This is a genomic window from Streptococcus oralis (assembly GCF_003944215.1).
Lineage (GTDB): Bacteria > Bacillota > Bacilli > Lactobacillales > Streptococcaceae > Streptococcus > Streptococcus oralis_BI.
In genome coordinates, this window is the sequence record NZ_RJVZ01000022.1 from 1 (window position 1) to 17,659 (window position 17,659).

Genomic DNA, 17,659 nt, shown 5'->3' on the forward strand with positions numbered 1-17,659 from the left:
GGTCCACTAGCTCATAGAGGCACATCATCCCCTCCTGATCCCAGTCCTCTTTCTCCCACAGATGTAAATGGTATGCTTTGCGGCACTTATGAACGATTCCCTTGCTTTCTTCGTATAATTCTTTTAGATTCATAAACCTCTCCTTTCTGCCTTTAGTTTAGCAGAAAGAACCTAGTCTTTGATCTTCTTCTCCTCTTCTGTATTTCTCGTTGCCTCAACTGCATACAAAAAGAGAGGCATGGCCTCTCTGTGGTTATTTTTCTTCACTCATTTTTGATTTTACTTCATCATAAGATAGGGCATGAGATTCCTCTTCTACATTCTCAGGCATTTTTCCTGTTTCGTAAAGAGATTTAATTTGTGTACTATCTAATGTTTCGTATTTCAACAATGCTTCTGCAATCAGTTTGTGGGTTTCACGATTTGATTGGATAATTTCAGCAGCTTTGTTTCGTGCCTCATTTAATAATGAACGAACTTCCTCATCAATCTCATAGGCTGTTTGTTCTGAAATTGATTTTTGAGGACTTTGTGCACCAAACATAGCATGATTACCCTCATACTGAACTGGGCCAAGTTTTTCACTCATACCGTATTCAGTGACCATTGCACGCGCCATCTGTGTAGCTTGTTCAAAGTCATTTGAAGCTCCTGTCGTTTGGACATTAAAGATAATTTCCTCAGCTACACGACCACCCATCAAACCTGCCAATTGCTCTTTCATGTCTTCTTTAGATAGAAGCATTTGATCCTCTTTAGGAAGTGCAATCATGTAACCACCTGCACGTCCACGTGGTACAATGGTAACTTTATGAACAACACGGGCATTTGACAAGACTAAACCAACAATGGTATGTCCAGCCTCATGATAAGCAACCAATTCACGTTCTCTTTGTGATACTGTTTTATCTTTCTTAGATGGACCAGCAATCACTCTGTCCTCTGCCTCATCAATATCTGAAGCATCAATGACTGACTTGTTGCGACGAGCTGCAACCAAGGCTGCCTCGTTTAGAACATTTTCTAAGTCAGCTCCCACAAAGCCTGGGGTTTGTTGGGCAACTAGTTTCAAATCAACATCGTCTGCTAAAGGTTTATTTTTAGCGTGAACTTTCAAGATTGCTTCACGACCTTTAACATCAGGGCGACCAACCAAGACTTTTCTATCAAAACGTCCCGGGCGTAGTAGAGCAGGATCGAGAACATCTGAACGGTTCGTCGCAGCGATAACGATAATTCCTTCATTTCCCTCAAAACCATCCATTTCAATTAAGAGCTGGTTCAGGGTTTGTTCACGTTCATCATTTCCTCCACCGAGACCGACACCACGTTGACGACCAACAGCATCAATTTCATCGATAAAGATAATGGCTGGTGCTGCTTTTTTTGCATCCTCAAAAAGAGAACGAACACGGCTTGCACCAACTCCGACAAACATTTCTACAAAGTCTGATCCTGAGATGCTAAAGAATGGAACGCCTGCTTCTCCAGCAACCGCCTTAGCAAGTAAAGTCTTACCTGTTCCCGGAGGACCCTCCAAAAGAACACCCGCAGGAATACGCGCACCAAGTTTTGTAAATCGTTTTGGATCTTTTAGGAATTCAACAACTTCGACTAATTCTTGTTTTTCTTCCTCGGCACCTGCAACATCTGAGAAACGTACCTTGATATCTTCTTTGTTAGCAGCCTTGGCCTTGCTACGTCCAAAACTCATTGGATTTCTACTATTATTTCCTCCCATATTTCCCATCATAGAGAATAGGAAGAACAAGAGAATAGCAAATGGCACAACAGAGACAAGGATATTGATCCACATACCGCTTGAACTCTCATGTTTAACTGTTACCTCAGCCTGATGTTCAGAAGCAAGTTTTTGCAATTCTGAAACTGTTGAATCCGACGGAAGAATGGTACTTGAGAATCTTTCTACTTTTGTGGCAGTAGGAGTGAAAAATTGAATTCCTGTTTCTTCTTTACTAGTCTTAGGATTTTTATAAACACCAGACACCTCAATGATGCTACCATTTGGCTGATAGGTTAATTCTTTTACATTGTCTGCTGTAATTTCTTTTACCAATTCTGTATAGTTAATTTTTTCACTTTTCCCAGCAGCATTTCCAGAGTAAAAATACTGGAATCCTGTTACAAGGAAGAAGATAATTAACAAGTATAGAAATGGATTTCTAACTAAACCATTATTTTGTTTTTTCATTAAAGAATGCTCTTTCTAATTTGAATAAACTTCCTCTTTCAACACTCCAACATAAGGAAGATTACGATAATTTTCTTTGTAGTCCAAACCATATCCTACTACAAACTCATTTGGAATAGTAAAGCAAGTATAATCTGCCTCAATTTCAACAACACGACCCTCTGGTTTGTCCAACAAAGTCGCGATTTTAACAGAAGCCACTTCTCTTGCAATAAACATATCTTTCAAATTCTTCAAAGTTTGACCTGTATCGATGATATCTTCTACAAATAGAATATGTCTTCCCTTGATATCTTGAGTTACGTCTTGCTTGATATTGATCACACCACTACTTGCTGTTCCACCATGGTAGCTAGATACCATCATGAAGTCCATCTCAATATGCGTATCAATATGTTTGACCAATTCAGCCATAAAAGGAATTGATCCTTTCAAAATTCCAACAAGAATTGGATTTTTCCCCTCATATTCTTTTGTTAGTTGCGCACCTAGCTTTTTAGCTGCTTCTGTAATTTCATCATGTGAAACGAGGATTTTTTCAATATCGTGTTCTAACATCTTTTTACCTATCTATTTTTTCTATATAAAGTACAGTGTTCATTATATCATTTTTCGTGTTTTTACTCAAATCACTGGTCGCAATTCCTAAAATTGAGACAATTTCTCCAAATTGCTCAATAATAGGGGTTGTTTTTCGTTTTTCAATAGGGATTTTCAAATCTATAAATAAACGTCTCAGTTTCTTTCGGTGACCATTCAGGATAAGAACATCGCCAGGTTTTCGACATCTAATATATACAGGTGTTTCCCGTGAAACCATTATTTTTTGAACAGCGTCCCCTTCAATAGGGATGCCAAAGGAAAATAAATAACCCTTATATCGAACTTGATTTTGATAGTGTAACACAAGTTCATCTTTCTTTTCATCAGACTGTGGACTGATTTTACAAACTCGAAAATTCTGATACTCTTTTATTAGTTCATAACCATTTTTCAGTGGGTGACGATACTGACTTTTAGTTGCTAAAATCTGTTGAACTTCAGCAAACTGAGCCTTTGTCAGATTTAAGTCTGGGAATTGATTAAGATAGTTCTGCAGTAAAACCCCTTGAGTTTGTTGTGAGTATGAAAAGAGCTCATTCAAATCTTCCACATCAATCTGTTCAGAGAGCTCCATTATGGCTACTTGGTAATCTGAAATTTCCCTTCCTAAATCTAAAAGAGCGGATTTAAGACGAGGATTTTCTTTTTCAAGCTCTGGTAAATACCTATTTCGAATACGATTGCGAAAATAGGCATTTTCCTGATTTGTTTGATCTTCAAAATGAACAATTGGTGGAAAATCCTTTTTATGAAAATGCAACAAGGGGCGGATGATTTCGATATCATCAACTACTTGACTTTCTTTTATTCCTGTCAAATGACGTAGCCGACTTCCTCGAATCAAGCGCATCAAAATCGTTTCAACCTGATCATCTGCATGGTGGGCAGTGACCAAGGCTGTCGCTCCAACCTCTTTCATGATTTTCCTAAAAAAATCATAACGAAACTCCCGAGCACGCGCCTCTGAAAAGTCTCCTGAAAAACTTGTGACATAAATAGGAAGTCCAGCTACATCAGCTAACTTCCTTAGTTCATTTTCCTCCCAATCAGACTCCCTTCTCTGCTTGTGATTGACATGTGCTACAATCAGCTCAATTTCTAACTCTTTTTGATAGGTGGACAGTAGATGGAATAAAAACATCGAATCCAGTCCGCCAGACAGAGCTAATACGATTTTAGAATGTTTTTTGAAATACTCTTTTCTGAGAAAATGATTTAAAAAATCCTGCTCCCTCATTTTAGAACCTCATAAACATCCTTAGCTATCTTAGCAATAGTGTCATAATCAGAATTTTTAGTGAAAATAGAGAGAACGAAAGGTGAGTCTGTAAATACAATGGCAGTATCGTGTTTAAACTCGTCAGCATCTCCGATTTTGTGAGCTACCTTAACCGAAACACCTTTCGCAATTCGTTGGTTATCAAAATTCGTCTTGCCTAGAGACTCTAAAACAAAACCATTCTGATTATAAATAGCCTCCATGACTTTTCCAGCCATTTTTGAAGAAGTTAATTTATCATTCACATCCCAATCTTCACCCATAATGGTGGACATTTTTTCTTTAAAAGCCCCGTCAGATTGATTGGTCACATAATAACCTAAAATATTATGAGCAACATTGTCAGACTCCTTTGTTACCTTGGTAATTAATTGTTGGAGACTGTAGTCTTTGTTGTCTCCTGTTTTAGGTAAACTACCACTACCTTCTGGTTTATAGGATCCAGGGAAATTATTGACTTCTGAGACATACTTGAAGCTACTGTCCAGCGTATAGTCACCTTTATTTATCTTATCTTGAGCATAATAAAGGTAGGCTAGTTTCAAGATGCTAGCTGCATAGAGTTTACTGTCTTCATTCACCCCAGCCTCTTTACCTGTACTCAGTTGTTTAACATAAATAGAATAATTTTCATTCTGATAGTTGTTTGACAAGACTTCTTGAACCTTCTGGATACGATTGTCTTCTTCTGAGACGAACTCTTTTGATACCCACCCAACTTGATCAATATGAAGAAATTCTTGTCCCTCAGCAAAGAGGGTTCTATCTACTGTTACGCGTTGATAGGGAGAGAGGGATGAAGAAATTTCTTTAGCACCATAAGGACTGTTATAGATAACAAACCCCGGTTCCAACCATACTTGTCTATTTTGAGTTTGAACTTGACTTTGATCATAGACTAAACGCTTATCTGCAACGATAAACTGATGATTGTTTAATTTAAAAACAGGAATACCTTGTCTATTCAAACGCCATTCTACGATTTTAAAGGTGGTTCCAGAAGTCAATTTTCCAGACTCCTTTACAAGATCTTCATTAGCATAGACAGCTGTTTCTCCATAAACCATTGGCGATTCAAGGGGTTCTTTATAGTAGAATCCATGATCAGACTCAGTTAGATAATAAATTTCTTGCGAAGAGTAAGGGAGCTGTTTTTCTGTGCTAACTACTCTTGAAGTTATGATAAAAACAGATAGTAGTGATAACACTACTAAGAACTTACGCATTCTTCTCTTCCCTTTCTTCTTGTAATCGTAATAAATGGTTTTTAGCTGCCAATTCCTCTAATTTTTCATCTGATAAACTTAAAAATTGCTCAACAACTTCTAATAAATTTTCCATGACATTACCTCGGAAGCAAATCAGGAATCGTGTAAATTGCTTCTCGTTTCTTTGAGTAATAGTACTTGGCGCGTGCATATTTTGCTACATAGTCTTCATCTTTCAACTTTGCAGCAAAAGCAGATTCCTTATCCTTTTCATCACTAAGAGTTTGGTATTGTTCTTTCAACTCTGTCAATTGCTGACGACGTTGCAATAACTGATTATAGCTTTGGGCCAAGTTATAAGTTGGTAAAATAAACAACAAAATCATCAAAATAAGGACCCAACCCATAAAACGATTCCTCTTTTGTCTCTCCTTCATCAGGTAACGACGACGTTGGTGTTCATTTTGAATAAAAGAATTATTCATCTGTACAATATTTTTAGACATTTTCTTCTACCCGTGTTTCACTGATAATTTCATACATGCCAGCTGCATCTTCTTTTTTTGTACTATCTTTCATCTCCAGTACTTTAACAAGCAACAACTTATTTCCAAAGCGAATTTCAACTTGGTCATCAACTTTCAAATCCGTTGAACTTTTGGCCAAGATTCCATTTACCTTGATTCTACCTTTATCTGCTACTTCCTTTGCGACTGTGCGACGCTTAATAATTCGTGATACTTTTAAATACTTGTCTAATCTCATTTTTATTACCTCAAATTATTATTGTACCATTTTTATCCCTTTTATAGAAGAAAAACGTCAAAGAGAATTAGCTTCCTTTGATTCTTTTATCTCTAGTAAACTTTCTCCAAAAATCATCAGTCCTTCTAAAATTTCATAATCCTTCTTATTTCGAACATCAAATACAACTTCCATTAATCCCTTATTCTCAGCTATAGCTGCCTTTAAGTTCGTTGCAGATAAGGCTTTAAAATAATCTTGAGCCAAGAACAGTCGCTGAGTAATTGTTTCAAATTGAACTGTAATCTTATTTTCTTTTCTTTCCACACGTTCTACAAAGACCTTATCCAAGTATGATTTGATCAAACCAATCTCTAAAAGATAAGCCACCACATCGGGATATTCTCCAAAGCGGTCCATCAACTCTTCTTGCAATTCTTCATAGTTGACACGGTTGTCAATTTGACGAATTTTCTTGTAAATTTCAATCTTATGTCGTTGGTCAGAAATATAAGTATCAGGAAGATAAGCATCAATTTGTAAAATCAACTCAGCATTTCCTTTGGTTCTTGTATTCCCATTGCCGTTACGTTTAGCAATAGCTTCCTCTAATAACTGCGAATACAATTCAAAACCAACGGAATCAATGAAACCAGACTGCGATTTTCCTAATAGATTTCCTGCACCACGAATCGAAAGATCTCGCATAGCAATCTTAAATCCAGAGCCCAATTCCGTAAACCCTTTGATTGCCTCTAATCTCTTCTCAGAGACTTCACTGATTGATTTTTCTGGACGATACATGAGATAGGCATAAGCAATACGATTACTACGACCGACTCTTCCTCTTAATTGATACAAGGTTGACAAGCCCATATGGTCCGCATTTTCAATAAATAAAGTATTGGCATTTGGGATATCAACTCCTGTCTCAATAATGGTAGTCGTCACCAAAATATCATACTGACCTTCAATGAAATCCAGTAGAGTATTTTCTAACTGAATCTCACTCATTTGCCCATGAACATAACCAATTGAAGCCTCTGGAATCAACTCCTGTAATTCTGAAACCTTCTGGTCAATCGTGTCAACTTTATTGTAAAGATAGTAAACTTGACCTCCACGCTCCATTTCACGCAAGACAGCATCACGAATCACACTGTCATTCTTTTCTAAAACATAGGTTTGAACAGGATAGCGATTGGTTGGAGGAGTTTCAATAACAGACAAATCTCTGATTCCTAGCATAGACATATGAAGGGTACGAGGGATTGGTGTTGCAGTCAAGGTTAGAACATCTACTTGTTTTTTCAGTTCTTTCAATGTTTCCTTATGCTTAACACCAAATCGTTGTTCCTCATCAATAATCATCAATCCCAAATCTGAAAACACAACATCTTTTGACAAAACACGATGCGTTCCAATCAAAATATCAACTTGACCATTTTTTAATTTTTCAAGTGTCTCTGCCTGCTCTTTTTTACTTCTAAAGCGACTCAGCACATCAATATTAACTGCAAAATTTTGGAATCTCTCTTTAAAATTTGTATAGTGTTGTTGCGCTAAAACCGTCGTCGGAACTAGAACAACAACTTGTTTATGATCATTGACTGCCTTAAAGGCTGCACGCATTGCAACTTCAGTCTTCCCAAAACCAACATCCCCAACTAAAAGTCGATCCATGGGGTGAGAATCCTGCATATCTCTCTTAATTTCCTCAATACTACGAAGTTGATCATCCGTTTCAACATAAGGGAAGGCATCATCAAAAGCATGTTGATCATCATCATCAGCTGAGAAAGCAAAACCCTTCAACTGACTACGTTCAGAATAGAGTTTGATTAAATCGTCAGCTATATCCTCTACCTGGTTCTTAACTTTTTGCTTGGCCTTTTTAAAATGACCGTCATTTAATTTATTAAGTTTTGGCGCTTTACCATCACTTGAAACATATTTAGACAGTAACTGAATCTGCTCTACTGGGATGGAGATTTGATCCCCATTTTGATATTGAACACTGACATAATCACGGTGAATCCCTTTGATTTCAATTGTTTCAATGCCTAGATATTGACCAATTCCATGGATATGGTGAACAACGTAGTCCCCTTTTTCAAGTTCATTATAATCTTTTAAGCGCTCTGCATTTGACGTATGTTGTCTTCGAAAACGACGTTTTAATTTCTTTTGAAAAATCTCATGTTCAGTAATCAGGAGGATTTTTTCATCTACAAAATGAAAACCATGTCTTAGATTACCCTCGATCAAATTTACAGATTCTTTACAGATACTTGACTTATCTCTGAAATCCAGTTTGATCTGATATTCCTCTAAAACATCCTCCAATGTTTTACTTCCCATTGAATTGCTGGACTGCAAGATAATAGTGTAGTCCATTTTTTTATATCGCTCAATTTCTTCTTTAAGAAAAGAAAATTGATTGAAAAACTCCTGCATAGGATATTGATTAAATTGGTAAATGTGATCAAACTTGAGATTTCCTAAACCCTTTTGAAGATTAGAGAAAAAGGTCACTGGACTTTGTTTTTTATAGATTTGCTCAGTATCAGCAAAATACTGCATCTCAGAAAATGATTTACTGTTTTGTAAATCTTCTGTAAAGTATTGTGCTAATTCTCTTTCAAAAACTTCATACTGATTCATCAATTTTTGATAATCATCAAAGAATACTAGTGTATCTTTTTCAATATAATCAAATACAGTCCATGTTTTATCGTAACATAAAGATAAAAACTTTCGACTATCTGAATGTACTTGTTTTTGATGAAAACTTGACAAAATCTCTTCCAAGTATGATTTTAAAATTGGTGATAAGGTCTTGGAAATTTGCTTTTCTAAAGCAGACCGACCTCGTAGATAGTCCTTTTCCCTCAAGAGCATATCACTTGCTGGAAAGATGGTGAGTTCTGTTTGATTTTCTTTTGATAATTGTGTTTCTACTTCGAAAGTCCGAATTCCATCTACTTCATCACCAAAAAACTCGATTCGAAAAGGTTCTAACTGAGACATCTCAAAAATATCTAAAATATCTCCTCGAATACTAAACTCACCTTGAGTTTGTACTTGCGTAACTTTGCGATAGCCTATTTTCTTTAATTTGTGAAGAAGGTCATGTTGATCATATTCTTCACCGACTGCAATTTTTATAATACTTTCTTTAAATCTAGCCGGAGAAGGTAGAATCAATCGACTCGCTGCGATATTACAAACTAAAATCCCTTTCTTAGATGAATCAGTTAAAAAACGCAAGGCTTCAACTCGCGAAATGATTTTTTCTTGTGAAGACATCAAAAACTCTACCATAGGAGAGTCATCGACCAAAAAAGGATAGACAAGTTCCTCTCCTAAGATAGAAAGAAGATCACTGATAATTCTTTCTGCTTCTCCATAAGTTGAAGTCAGTAACACAATCTTATTTTCTTTTTCTAGACTGCTTGCAATTGCAAGAGCCTTGGTAGACGTTGATAAACCAAGTATTAGTTGTCTTTTCTTATCTATCAGATTTTGATGCCATTTTTTTATCTGATCATTTTCTGAGAATAAATCTAATAAAGTCACCATTTAGCCATTATACCTCTGCATCGTTTTCTCAAAGTTTTTTTCTTGTAAATAGTAATTTACAGCATCGTCAACCTTGTCAATTGACTGTAAAATACCTACATAGTTTTCCTGATCAAACTTACTTAAAACATGGTGAACAACTGACATGCCTTTTTTGGGCCTTCCAATTCCTATTTTAATACGGTTAAAGACCTGAGTACCAATATGTTGAATAATAGACTTGATACCATTATGACCACCTGCTGAGCCCTTTGCTCTTAAACGAATTTTTCCGACTTCCATGTCAAGGTCGTCGTAAATAACGAGTAAATCTTCAATATCCAAACCATAGTAAGTCAATAGAGCATGAACTGCTTTCCCGCTTTCATTCATAAAGGTCGTTGGCTTGACAAGATAAATTTTTTCGCCATTTAGGAAAAAAGAGGCTAGGTCAGCTTGAAATATCTTGTCGTGTGTAAAAGTGATGTTTTGTTTTTTAGCCAATTGGTCAATCAACATAAAGCCAACATTGTGCTTGGTTTCAAAATATTTATCCCCTGGATTTCCCAATCCTACAAGTAATTTGGTCATTTATTTTTCCTTTCAAAAGCCAAAAGGGTTGGAATTGCTTTCCAACCTAATTGACATTATTTGTTAAATATTATTAGACATTAAAGCGGAATTCCATGATATCGCCATCTTGAACGATATATTCTTTTCCTTCTTCACGCAAGCGCCCAGCTTCTTTTACAGCCTTTTCAGATCCGTATTTCACTAGATCCTCATATGACATGGTTACTGCACGAATAAAACCTTTTTCAAAGTCTGAGTGAATAATACCAGCTGCTTGAGGAGCTTTCATACCACGCTTAAAGGTCCAAGCACGGACTTCTTTTTCACCAGCTGTAAAGTAAGTTCCAAGTCCAAGCAAGTGGTAAGCAGCTCGAGTCAATTTATCAACACCTGATTCTGTCAAGCCAAGTGCTTCAAGAAACTCTTGCTTATCCTCATCGTCTAACTCAGAAATTTCTTCCTCAGCACGCGCGGAAATAACAACTACCTCTGCATTTTCTGTCGCTGCAAATTCACGAATTTGCTTCACATAATCGATAGAATCTGGATCTGAAACTACATCCTCATCCACATTGGCAACATAAAGAACTGGTTTAGTGGTTAAAAGGAAGAGACCTTTGACAACCTTTTGTTCCTCATCTGTAAATTCAATAGTTCGAGCTGATTTTCCATCTTCAAGAACAGGCTTAATCTTTTGAAGGACGTTAAACTCTGCTACTGATTCTTTATCTTTTTGCGTACGTGCCATCTTTTCTACACGCGCGTAGCGTTTATTGACTGATTCTAAGTCAGCAAGAATCAACTCCAGGTTAATGGTATCAATATCTGCAAGTGGATCCACAAAGGCGTCTTCACGTCCTTGCTCACGCATAACATTTTCATCATCAAAAGCACGAACTACGTGAACAATCGCATCTACTTCACGGATGTTGGCCAAGAATTTATTTCCTAGACCTTCTCCTTTTGATGCTCCTTTTACAATCCCTGCAATATCTGTAAATTCAAAGGTTGTTGGGACTGTCTTTTTAGGAGTAATCATTTCCGTTAGTTTTTGTAGGCGTTCATCTGGAACTTCTACCATTCCAACGTTTGGATCAATAGTCGCAAATGGGTAGTTTGCTGCCTCTGCTCCCGCTTTTGTAATTGCATTAAAAAGGGTTGATTTACCAACGTTTGGCAAACCAACGATACCTGCTGTTAAAGCCATAGTTTCTCATTCTCCGTTCTCATTTCAATCCCTAACATTATAACACAAAAAGGGAAAACTTGCTAACCCTCTAACTAAGGGTTCTTAGTCAATAATCTTATTCATTTTTCGTTCAAAATCATAGCGACTCATCATGACAAGGTGGTTACAATTGCTACATTTGATTTTGATATCTGCCCCTACACGTGTAATTTCCCAACGATTGGCCTTTTTACCTGTTGACTTGATGGTGCAAGCATGTGGTTTTTTCATTTCAACAAAATTTCCAACTTGATACATACTACTCTCCTTTTCTTTTTCGATTATATCATAAAAGAGGCGAGCCAGGCTCAACCTCTTTCACTTAGTTTGTACGAACTGGTGTGATAAGCTGCATGAAATCTTCGTCAGTATCTGCTGGCACAAGAGTAAATGGACGAACTGCTGAGATAAAGCTAATAGTCACCTTTTCGCTATTTAAAGCCTTGAGGGAATCAATCAAGTAAGTTGGGTTGAAACTAATAGTCAAATCATCACCAGTCACCTGCTCCGTATCAATTTCTTCGTTTACTTTACCAACTTCTGGAGAGTGAACATGGGCACTAACAACCCCACTTTTAATTTCAAGCTTCACAGTACCATTTTGAGTCGCACTTGATAAGAGACGAGCACGCTCCATAGATTGACGCAAATTAACCACATCAAAAGTAATTGTAGTGTTAAAGTCTGTTGGAATCAAACGATCTGTATCAGGATAGTTTCCTTCTAGGAGACGAGTATAGAAGCTAATATTTTCGCTTCTAAAGAGGATTTGATTATTTGCAAAGAAAATCTCTACAGTTTCAATATCATCTGTAAATACCGCTGAAAATTCGCGTAGAGAGCGACTAGGAATCACCACATCGAAATCATCTCCATTTTTTTCAAGAGTCAATTTTTTCTGGCTAAGGCGGTGTGAGTCTGTCGCAACTGTTTTTAGTTCTTTGTGTTGGCTCAATACAAAATGAACACCTGTTAAAATTGGACGACTTTCCTGCGTACTTGCAGCAAAAGCTGTTTCATTGATAATTTTCTTGAGTAGTTTTGTTTCAAGAACTAAAGGTGTGCTTGCTGAAATTTCTTGGATTCGTGGGTACTGTTCGCTATCTTTTCCTTTTAGGGTAATTTCTGATTTACCACTTGTTAAGACAATTTGTTTTTGTTCAATCTCTTTGAAATCAAGCGTTACATCTGGAAGACTAGATACAACATTGATAAAGAAAGAAGCTTCAAGAAGAATCGAACCTAAGGAAGTAATCAAAAGACCAGCATCTTCATTTTTTTGAGAAATGAAATTTTCAATGGAAATTTGACCATTGGAACCAATCAAAGTAATGCCTTCATTGGTAACATCAATTTTGATAGTTGATAAAATAGGAATAGCATTTTTTGAGCTAATTGCTCGTTTTGTGGTATTTAGGGCTTGTAGAAATAAATTTTTATTAATTGAAAAATGAATCATGGATTCTCCTTTATTTATTTTTTAGTATTAGAAGGATAATAGAAATAATAGAGTGTGTGAATTCTGTGGAAAACTGATTTCTATTTAGTAATTTCAGACTTTTAAGCTTGTTTAAAAAATGTGGATAAAAAAGATAGAAAAGGAAAAGTTATGCACAAATTATTTAATTTTCTTTTTGATTGCTTCGATTTCTAAGCGTAAATTATCGTCTTCGTCAATCAATGATTTTATTTTAGCATGGGCATGAATAACGGTGGTGTGATCCTTTCCGCCAAATTCTTTTCCAATTTTTGGAAGACTATTATCTGTCAGTTCTCTAGCTAGATACATGGCTACTTGACGCGCCAAAACGATGTTTTGAACTCGTCTCGTCCCCTTCATTTCTTTGACACTCACTCCATAAAAATTACCAACTTCAGTTTGGATTTTGTCAATTGGAATGACTAGCAGTTGGCTAACATCTTGTTTGCGAGCTCTAATAGCCTCTGCAGCAATATCAATAGTGATGTCTTTAATCTTCTTTACTCTGGCAATTAAAGTGATATCGTTAATTGCTCCTTCCAATTCTCGAACATTTGAATCAAATTGGCCAGCCAGATATTCTAGGGTATCACTCTGGAAATGGTAGTTTAAATGTTCCGTTTTACTTTGAAGAATGGCGATACGTGTCTCAAAGTCAGGAGGGGTGATATTTTGAGTCAATCCCCAGCTAAAGCGCGTGACAAGTCTTTCTTCAAGTCCTTCTAAGTGTTTAGGACTTCGGTCACTAGTCAGAACGATTTGTTTTTGATTGCTATGAAGAGCGTTGAAAGTATTGAAAAACTCTTCTTGAGTTGCAACCTTTTTTCCACTGAGAGATTGGATATCATCAATCAGTAAGAGATCAAGGCTTCGGTAAGTTTTTTTAAATTTTTCCATTTCCCCGAGCCTCAGATGCTCAAGAAAGTCGTTGATAAAACTTTCAGCAGGAATATACTTAACCCGAGCTTCAGGAATATTTTTTAGAATTTCATTTCCGATAGCATTCAGTAAATGGGTTTTCCCTAGTCCAGGACCACCATAAATGAAAAGGGGATTATAAGTCAATGCGAGGTCTTCGGAAACAGCCAGAGCAGCAGACTTAGCCCAGATATTCCCATCTCCTTGAATAAAGTTATCAAAGGTATATTTTTCCTTTAATCCTGTTTCAGAATATGGAATAGCAAGATTGGCCTGTGAAGCAACATAATGATTGCTATTTTCAGAATCCATGACATAGGTTGAAGATTCTTCTTCAGGCTTTGTTAAGACAAATTGAGTTTTTATTTCAGTATCGTAAACTTCAAAACCAGCAGCCACAATGATATCCTTGAGCTGTTTTTTCCAAACCATTTCCATTTCAGGTCTAGGTAAAAAGATAGTAGCTACATTTCCCTCCACTTTTATGAGTTCAGCAGGTGTGGCATAGAAATCGTACATAGAACGTGTCAATCTTTCTTGAGCCAATTCCAAGATTTGATTCCAAAATTGTTTTTCTTTCACCGATTATCCCCTCCTTTGCTATATTTGATGTAAAAAGGTTTACTGTTAGACTTATTTTACCATAGATGCTAGCATTTTTCCACAATCTGTGGAAAAGAATCCACAATGTTTATATTTTTTATCCACAGGTTGGGGATAAGTGAGGAATTCAAAGAATTCCTTGGTTTTTTGCTAGAAAAATTAGTGGATAAATTTGTGAGTTGAAAAAATAAAAGAACAGCCTTATTTCAGGCTGTTGATAATTCTGTCATATTCTTTTTGGCTTGAAAAAGAAATAATAACCTTTCCAGTATCTTTTTTAGAAAGTTTAATTTCTACATTTAATCCAAGTAGTTTTTTTAATTTATCTTCCTCATCTTTGATGAAAGAATCACTTTTTTTCTGCTTCTTTTGTTTTTTCTCTGTCAGCAGTGTTTCTAACTTTCTCACAGAGATGTCTTCATTTTTAATTAGTTGAAAAAAATAGTCTTGCTGCTCTTTATTCAAACCAACTAGTGCGCGTGCATGAGCTTGAGAAATTTTTCCATTTTCTACTTCAGATAAGATGTGCTCTGGTAGGGAAAGCAAACGAATAAAATTAGTGATATAAGGACGAGATTTTCCCATTTTATCCGCTATTTCGGTATGGGTATATCCTTTTTCTACCAAAGATTCGTAGGCGCGTGCCTCTTCAACTGGATTCAAGTTTTCTCTCTGTAAATTCTCAATGATAGACTGAATCATCATTTCCTGATCTGAGAGGTGTTTCACAACGGCTGGAATAGAAGTCAGACCAGCCAAGAGAGAAGCCCGATATCGTCTCTCTCCTGCAAGGATTTCATAACCAATTACAGGAGATTGACGAACGATGATGGGTTGGATGACCCCATTTTCTTTGATTGACTCAGCCAATTCCCTTAGTTTATCTGCATTAAATTCTTTTCGAGGTTGATAGGGATTTTTTTGTATTTCCGAGATAGAAATCATTTCAAATTTTTCCATGATTCTACACTAACATATCTTTTATTATATGTAAAGTTTTCTTTACACTGATGTCAATTAAGATTCTAAATCACTTGTACTTTTATCTAGTTTAACAGTTGTAGTCTCCTCTTTCCCATTTCGATAGTAGGTGATTTTAATGGTGTCTCCGATAGAATGGTTGTAAAGAGCACTCTGTAAATCTGTTGACGAAGAAATATCCTTGTCGTCAACTTTGGTAATAACGTCGTATTTTTCAAGGTGACCAGATGCAGGCATATTATTTTGAACAGATTTTACCACTACACCAGAAGTTACGCTACTTGGAATATTGAGTTTTCTAAGATCATTAGCTCCGATATTAGCCAAATTAACCATTTGAATTCCAAGAGCAGGGCGAGTCACTTTACCGTCACTTTCAAGCTGTTTAATAATATTTTGAGCATCATTTGATGGGATTGCAAAACCAAGACCTTCGACAGAGGTTCCACCATTACTTGCAATTTTACTTGATGTAATCCCGATAACTTGGCCTTGAATGTTTATAAGTGGACCACCAGAGTTACCAGGGTTAATGGCAGTATCTGTCTGAATAGCTTTTGTAGAAATGGCTTGACCATCTTGAGATTTTAGAGAGACATTTCGATTGAGACTTGAAATGATTCCTTGGGTAACTGTATTGGCATATTCGGATCCTAGAGGACTACCAATTGCGATTGCAGTCTCACCAACATTTAGTTTGCTAGAATCTCCAAATTCTGCTACGGTTGTGACTTTTTCTGAAGAAATTTTTACGACAGCAATATCAGAGAACGTATCAGAACCGACAATTTCACCAGGAACTTTTGTACCGTCTGCTAAACGGATATCAACTTTTGAAGCTCCTTTAATAACGTGGGTATTTGTCACAAGATAGGCATCTTTCCCATTCTTTTTGTAAATAACACCGGAACCTTCACTTGCTACTTGCTGAGAGTCGGTATCCGTATCTGTCTCGTCATTTCCAAAAACACTATTTTGCCGATTTGCTGAATAAGTGATGACCGATACAACGGCATCTTTTACCTTGTTAACGGCCTGAGTTGTTGCATTTTCATTTTTGTAGGAAGTCTGAGTAACAGTGTTTGTAGTGTTATTTGCGGCTTGACTTACTTGTTTTTGATAAAGTTGCAGTGTCACAAAACTTCCCAGAGCACCACTCAAAAATCCTACCAGAATGATGATAAGAAAGGTAACTCCTTTTTTGTAAAATTTTTGTAAGTGTTTCATAAACGCCTCCGTTTGTTTTTTTATTTGATTAAAGTATAAATCTATTAACTTAATTCAAGCTTAAAGGTAGAAGTTTTACACAAGTTGTGGATAACTTACGTTATTCTGTGAATTTGCTTGTTTTCCTATATAATTTTTTGTGAATAAGATGTGAAATGAAGTGTGAATATGTTAGAATAGAAGAATGAAAATAAAAATTGTAACAATTGGAAAACTGAAGGAAAAATACCTTAAAGATGGTATTGCTGAATATACTAAACGAATTTCACGTTTCGCCACTGTAGAAATCATTGAGCTAGTTGATGAAAAAACTCCAGATAAGGCAAGTGAGTCAGAAAATCACAAAATATTAGAAATAGAGGGAAATCGAATTCTTTCTAAAGTTGGAGAAAGAGATTTTGTTGTTGTGTTGGCAATTGAAGGAAAAACTCTCTCTTCAGAAGAATTCAGTAAACAGCTGGAACAGGCTTCTATAAGGGGATTTTCTACCCTTACATTTATTATTGGAGGAAGTTTGGGACTAGCTCCTATTGTGAAGCATCGAGCTAATCTCTCTGTTAGTTTTGGGCGTTTAACTTTACCACATCAGTTAATGAGATTAGTCCTTGTTGAACAAATTTATCGTGCTTTTACGATTCAGCAGGGTTCTCCTTATCACAAATAGAATATTGACTTACTTCTTGTTTTTTGATAGAATGGTCATGTTAGGTCTCATAGCTCAGCTGGATAGAGCATTCGCCTTCTAAGCGAACGGTCGCAGGTTCGAATCCTGCTGGGATCAGTACATTAGAGAAAAAGCTGGGATTACTCCCAGCTTTTTTCTTAAAAAAGTGCATTTCAGGTACAAAACAGTGCAGTTGAGAAGAAATTTTTCTTAAATAATCTTCATTTTGTATAATAAACTTGTAAGTTAATTTACAAGAAAAACAATACAGGAGATTTCACTATGAAAAACACAGTTAAATTGGAACAGTTCACAAAGCTTACAGAGAAAGAATTGCAGGAGATTCAAGGTGGGGAATGGAGAATTCCAGAATTAATA

At 36.3% G+C, this 17,659-nt stretch carries 17 protein-coding genes, 1 tRNA gene and 1 pseudogene; 3 read left to right on the forward strand and 16 right to left on the reverse strand.

Going from position 1 to position 17,659, the window contains the following annotated elements:
• The 16 genes and pseudogenes from D8804_RS10330 to htrA all read right to left on the reverse strand — a co-directional run.
• Nucleotides 1-133: pseudogene (locus tag D8804_RS10330) on the reverse strand (sigma-70 family RNA polymerase sigma factor); the annotation flags it as partial.
• 120 nt (nucleotides 134-253) lie between these two features.
• Nucleotides 254-2,212 (reverse strand): ATP-dependent zinc metalloprotease FtsH, encoded by a 1,959-nt coding sequence (ftsH, locus tag D8804_RS09395; RefSeq protein WP_125399605.1) that lies wholly within the window; start codon nucleotides 2,210-2,212, stop codon nucleotides 254-256.
• Between the two features lie 15 nt (nucleotides 2,213-2,227).
• The gene (gene hpt / locus D8804_RS09400; RefSeq protein WP_125399606.1) at nucleotides 2,228-2,770 is read right to left on the reverse strand and encodes a hypoxanthine phosphoribosyltransferase; all 543 of its coding nucleotides are present in this window, start codon (nucleotides 2,768-2,770) and stop codon (nucleotides 2,228-2,230) included.
• A 4-nt stretch (nucleotides 2,771-2,774) separates the two neighbouring features.
• Nucleotides 2,775-4,052 (reverse strand): tRNA lysidine(34) synthetase TilS, encoded by a 1,278-nt coding sequence (gene tilS, locus D8804_RS09405; protein ID WP_125399607.1) that lies wholly within the window; start codon nucleotides 4,050-4,052, stop codon nucleotides 2,775-2,777.
• Nucleotides 4,049-5,320: a serine hydrolase gene (locus tag D8804_RS09410; RefSeq protein ID WP_125399608.1), complete on the reverse strand. Its 1,272-nt coding sequence runs from the start codon at nucleotides 5,318-5,320 to the stop codon at nucleotides 4,049-4,051. The genes tilS and D8804_RS09410 overlap by 4 nt, the downstream gene beginning before the upstream one ends.
• Nucleotides 5,313-5,435 (reverse strand): SP_0009 family protein, encoded by a 123-nt coding sequence (locus D8804_RS10335; protein WP_000429343.1) that lies wholly within the window; start codon nucleotides 5,433-5,435, stop codon nucleotides 5,313-5,315. Before D8804_RS10335 ends, D8804_RS09410 begins: the two co-directional genes overlap by 8 nt.
• A 4-nt stretch (nucleotides 5,436-5,439) precedes the next feature.
• Nucleotides 5,440-5,808 (reverse strand): septum formation initiator family protein, encoded by a 369-nt coding sequence (locus D8804_RS09415; RefSeq protein ID WP_000041924.1) that lies wholly within the window; start codon nucleotides 5,806-5,808, stop codon nucleotides 5,440-5,442.
• Nucleotides 5,801-6,067 (reverse strand): RNA-binding S4 domain-containing protein, encoded by a 267-nt coding sequence (locus D8804_RS09420; protein WP_001234973.1) that lies wholly within the window; start codon nucleotides 6,065-6,067, stop codon nucleotides 5,801-5,803. Before D8804_RS09420 ends, D8804_RS09415 begins: the two co-directional genes overlap by 8 nt.
• A 57-nt stretch (nucleotides 6,068-6,124) precedes the next feature.
• Nucleotides 6,125-9,628 carry a transcription-repair coupling factor gene (mfd, locus tag D8804_RS09425; RefSeq protein WP_125399609.1) on the reverse strand — a complete coding sequence of 1,168 codons (3,504 nt, stop codon included), beginning with the start codon at nucleotides 9,626-9,628 and terminating at the stop codon, nucleotides 6,125-6,127.
• Nucleotides 9,629-10,198, reverse strand: coding sequence for an aminoacyl-tRNA hydrolase (gene pth, locus D8804_RS09430; RefSeq protein WP_125399610.1), 570 nt, complete (start codon nucleotides 10,196-10,198; stop codon nucleotides 9,629-9,631).
• A gap of 73 nt (nucleotides 10,199-10,271) precedes the next feature.
• Complete coding sequence (ychF, locus tag D8804_RS09435; protein ID WP_001218700.1) at nucleotides 10,272-11,387, reverse strand: redox-regulated ATPase YchF; 1,116 nt, start codon at nucleotides 11,385-11,387, stop codon at nucleotides 10,272-10,274.
• 84 nt (nucleotides 11,388-11,471) lie between these two features.
• Nucleotides 11,472-11,666 (reverse strand): DUF951 domain-containing protein, encoded by a 195-nt coding sequence (locus D8804_RS09440; RefSeq protein ID WP_000285192.1) that lies wholly within the window; start codon nucleotides 11,664-11,666, stop codon nucleotides 11,472-11,474.
• A 64-nt stretch (nucleotides 11,667-11,730) separates the two neighbouring features.
• Nucleotides 11,731-12,867 (reverse strand): DNA polymerase III subunit beta, encoded by a 1,137-nt coding sequence (dnaN, locus tag D8804_RS09445; RefSeq protein ID WP_061599213.1) that lies wholly within the window; start codon nucleotides 12,865-12,867, stop codon nucleotides 11,731-11,733.
• 159 nt (nucleotides 12,868-13,026) lie between these two features.
• Nucleotides 13,027-14,388 carry a chromosomal replication initiator protein DnaA gene (dnaA, locus tag D8804_RS09450; protein ID WP_004244340.1) on the reverse strand — a complete coding sequence of 454 codons (1,362 nt, stop codon included), beginning with the start codon at nucleotides 14,386-14,388 and terminating at the stop codon, nucleotides 13,027-13,029.
• A gap of 222 nt (nucleotides 14,389-14,610) precedes the next feature.
• Complete coding sequence (locus tag D8804_RS09455) at nucleotides 14,611-15,369, reverse strand: ParB/RepB/Spo0J family partition protein (protein ID WP_125399611.1); 759 nt, start codon at nucleotides 15,367-15,369, stop codon at nucleotides 14,611-14,613.
• Nucleotides 15,370-15,426: 57 nt separating this feature from the next.
• A complete protein-coding gene (gene htrA / locus D8804_RS09460) occupies nucleotides 15,427-16,617 on the reverse strand; it encodes a serine protease HtrA (protein WP_125399612.1) in 1,191 nt (396 codons plus the stop codon).
• Nucleotides 16,618-16,801: 184 nt separating this feature from the next.
• Here htrA and rlmH point away from each other — a divergent pair, with 184 nt between their 5' ends.
• The 3 genes from rlmH to comC all read left to right on the forward strand — a co-directional run.
• A complete protein-coding gene (rlmH, locus tag D8804_RS09465) occupies nucleotides 16,802-17,281 on the forward strand; it encodes a 23S rRNA (pseudouridine(1915)-N(3))-methyltransferase RlmH (RefSeq protein WP_125399613.1) in 480 nt (159 codons plus the stop codon).
• Between the two features lie 43 nt (nucleotides 17,282-17,324).
• A tRNA-Arg gene (locus D8804_RS09470) sits at nucleotides 17,325-17,398 on the forward strand.
• 165 nt (nucleotides 17,399-17,563) lie between these two features.
• A partial coding sequence (gene comC / locus D8804_RS09475; protein ID WP_125399614.1) for a competence-stimulating peptide ComC occupies nucleotides 17,564-17,659 on the forward strand: 96 nt, incomplete at its 3' end.

Coding starts and splice junctions, on each gene's coding strand:
- pth (WP_125399610.1), bottom strand. CDS start 10,198: ATGACCAAATTACTTGTAGGATTGGGAAATCCAGGGGATAAATATTTT.
- mfd (WP_125399609.1), bottom strand. CDS start 9,628: ATGGTGACTTTATTAGATTTATTCTCAGAAAATGATCAGATAAAAAAA.
- ychF (WP_001218700.1), bottom strand. CDS start 11,387: ATGGCTTTAACAGCAGGTATCGTTGGTTTGCCAAACGTTGGTAAATCA.
- tilS (WP_125399607.1), bottom strand. CDS start 4,052: ATGAGGGAGCAGGATTTTTTAAATCATTTTCTCAGAAAAGAGTATTTC.
- D8804_RS09420 (WP_001234973.1), bottom strand. CDS start 6,067: ATGAGATTAGACAAGTATTTAAAAGTATCACGAATTATTAAGCGTCGC.
- dnaN (WP_061599213.1), bottom strand. CDS start 12,867: ATGATTCATTTTTCAATTAATAAAAATTTATTTCTACAAGCCCTAAAT.
- ftsH (WP_125399605.1), bottom strand. CDS start 2,212: ATGAAAAAACAAAATAATGGTTTAGTTAGAAATCCATTTCTATACTTG.
- rlmH (WP_125399613.1), top strand. CDS start 16,802: ATGAAAATAAAAATTGTAACAATTGGAAAACTGAAGGAAAAATACCTT.
- D8804_RS09415 (WP_000041924.1), bottom strand. CDS start 5,808: ATGTCTAAAAATATTGTACAGATGAATAATTCTTTTATTCAAAATGAA.
- D8804_RS09440 (WP_000285192.1), bottom strand. CDS start 11,666: ATGTATCAAGTTGGAAATTTTGTTGAAATGAAAAAACCACATGCTTGC.
- D8804_RS10335 (WP_000429343.1), bottom strand. CDS start 5,435: ATGGAAAATTTATTAGAAGTTGTTGAGCAATTTTTAAGTTTATCAGAT.
- D8804_RS09455 (WP_125399611.1), bottom strand. CDS start 15,369: ATGGAAAAATTTGAAATGATTTCTATCTCGGAAATACAAAAAAATCCC.
- hpt (WP_125399606.1), bottom strand. CDS start 2,770: ATGTTAGAACACGATATTGAAAAAATCCTCGTTTCACATGATGAAATT.
- D8804_RS09410 (WP_125399608.1), bottom strand. CDS start 5,320: ATGCGTAAGTTCTTAGTAGTGTTATCACTACTATCTGTTTTTATCATA.
- htrA (WP_125399612.1), bottom strand. CDS start 16,617: ATGAAACACTTACAAAAATTTTACAAAAAAGGAGTTACCTTTCTTATC.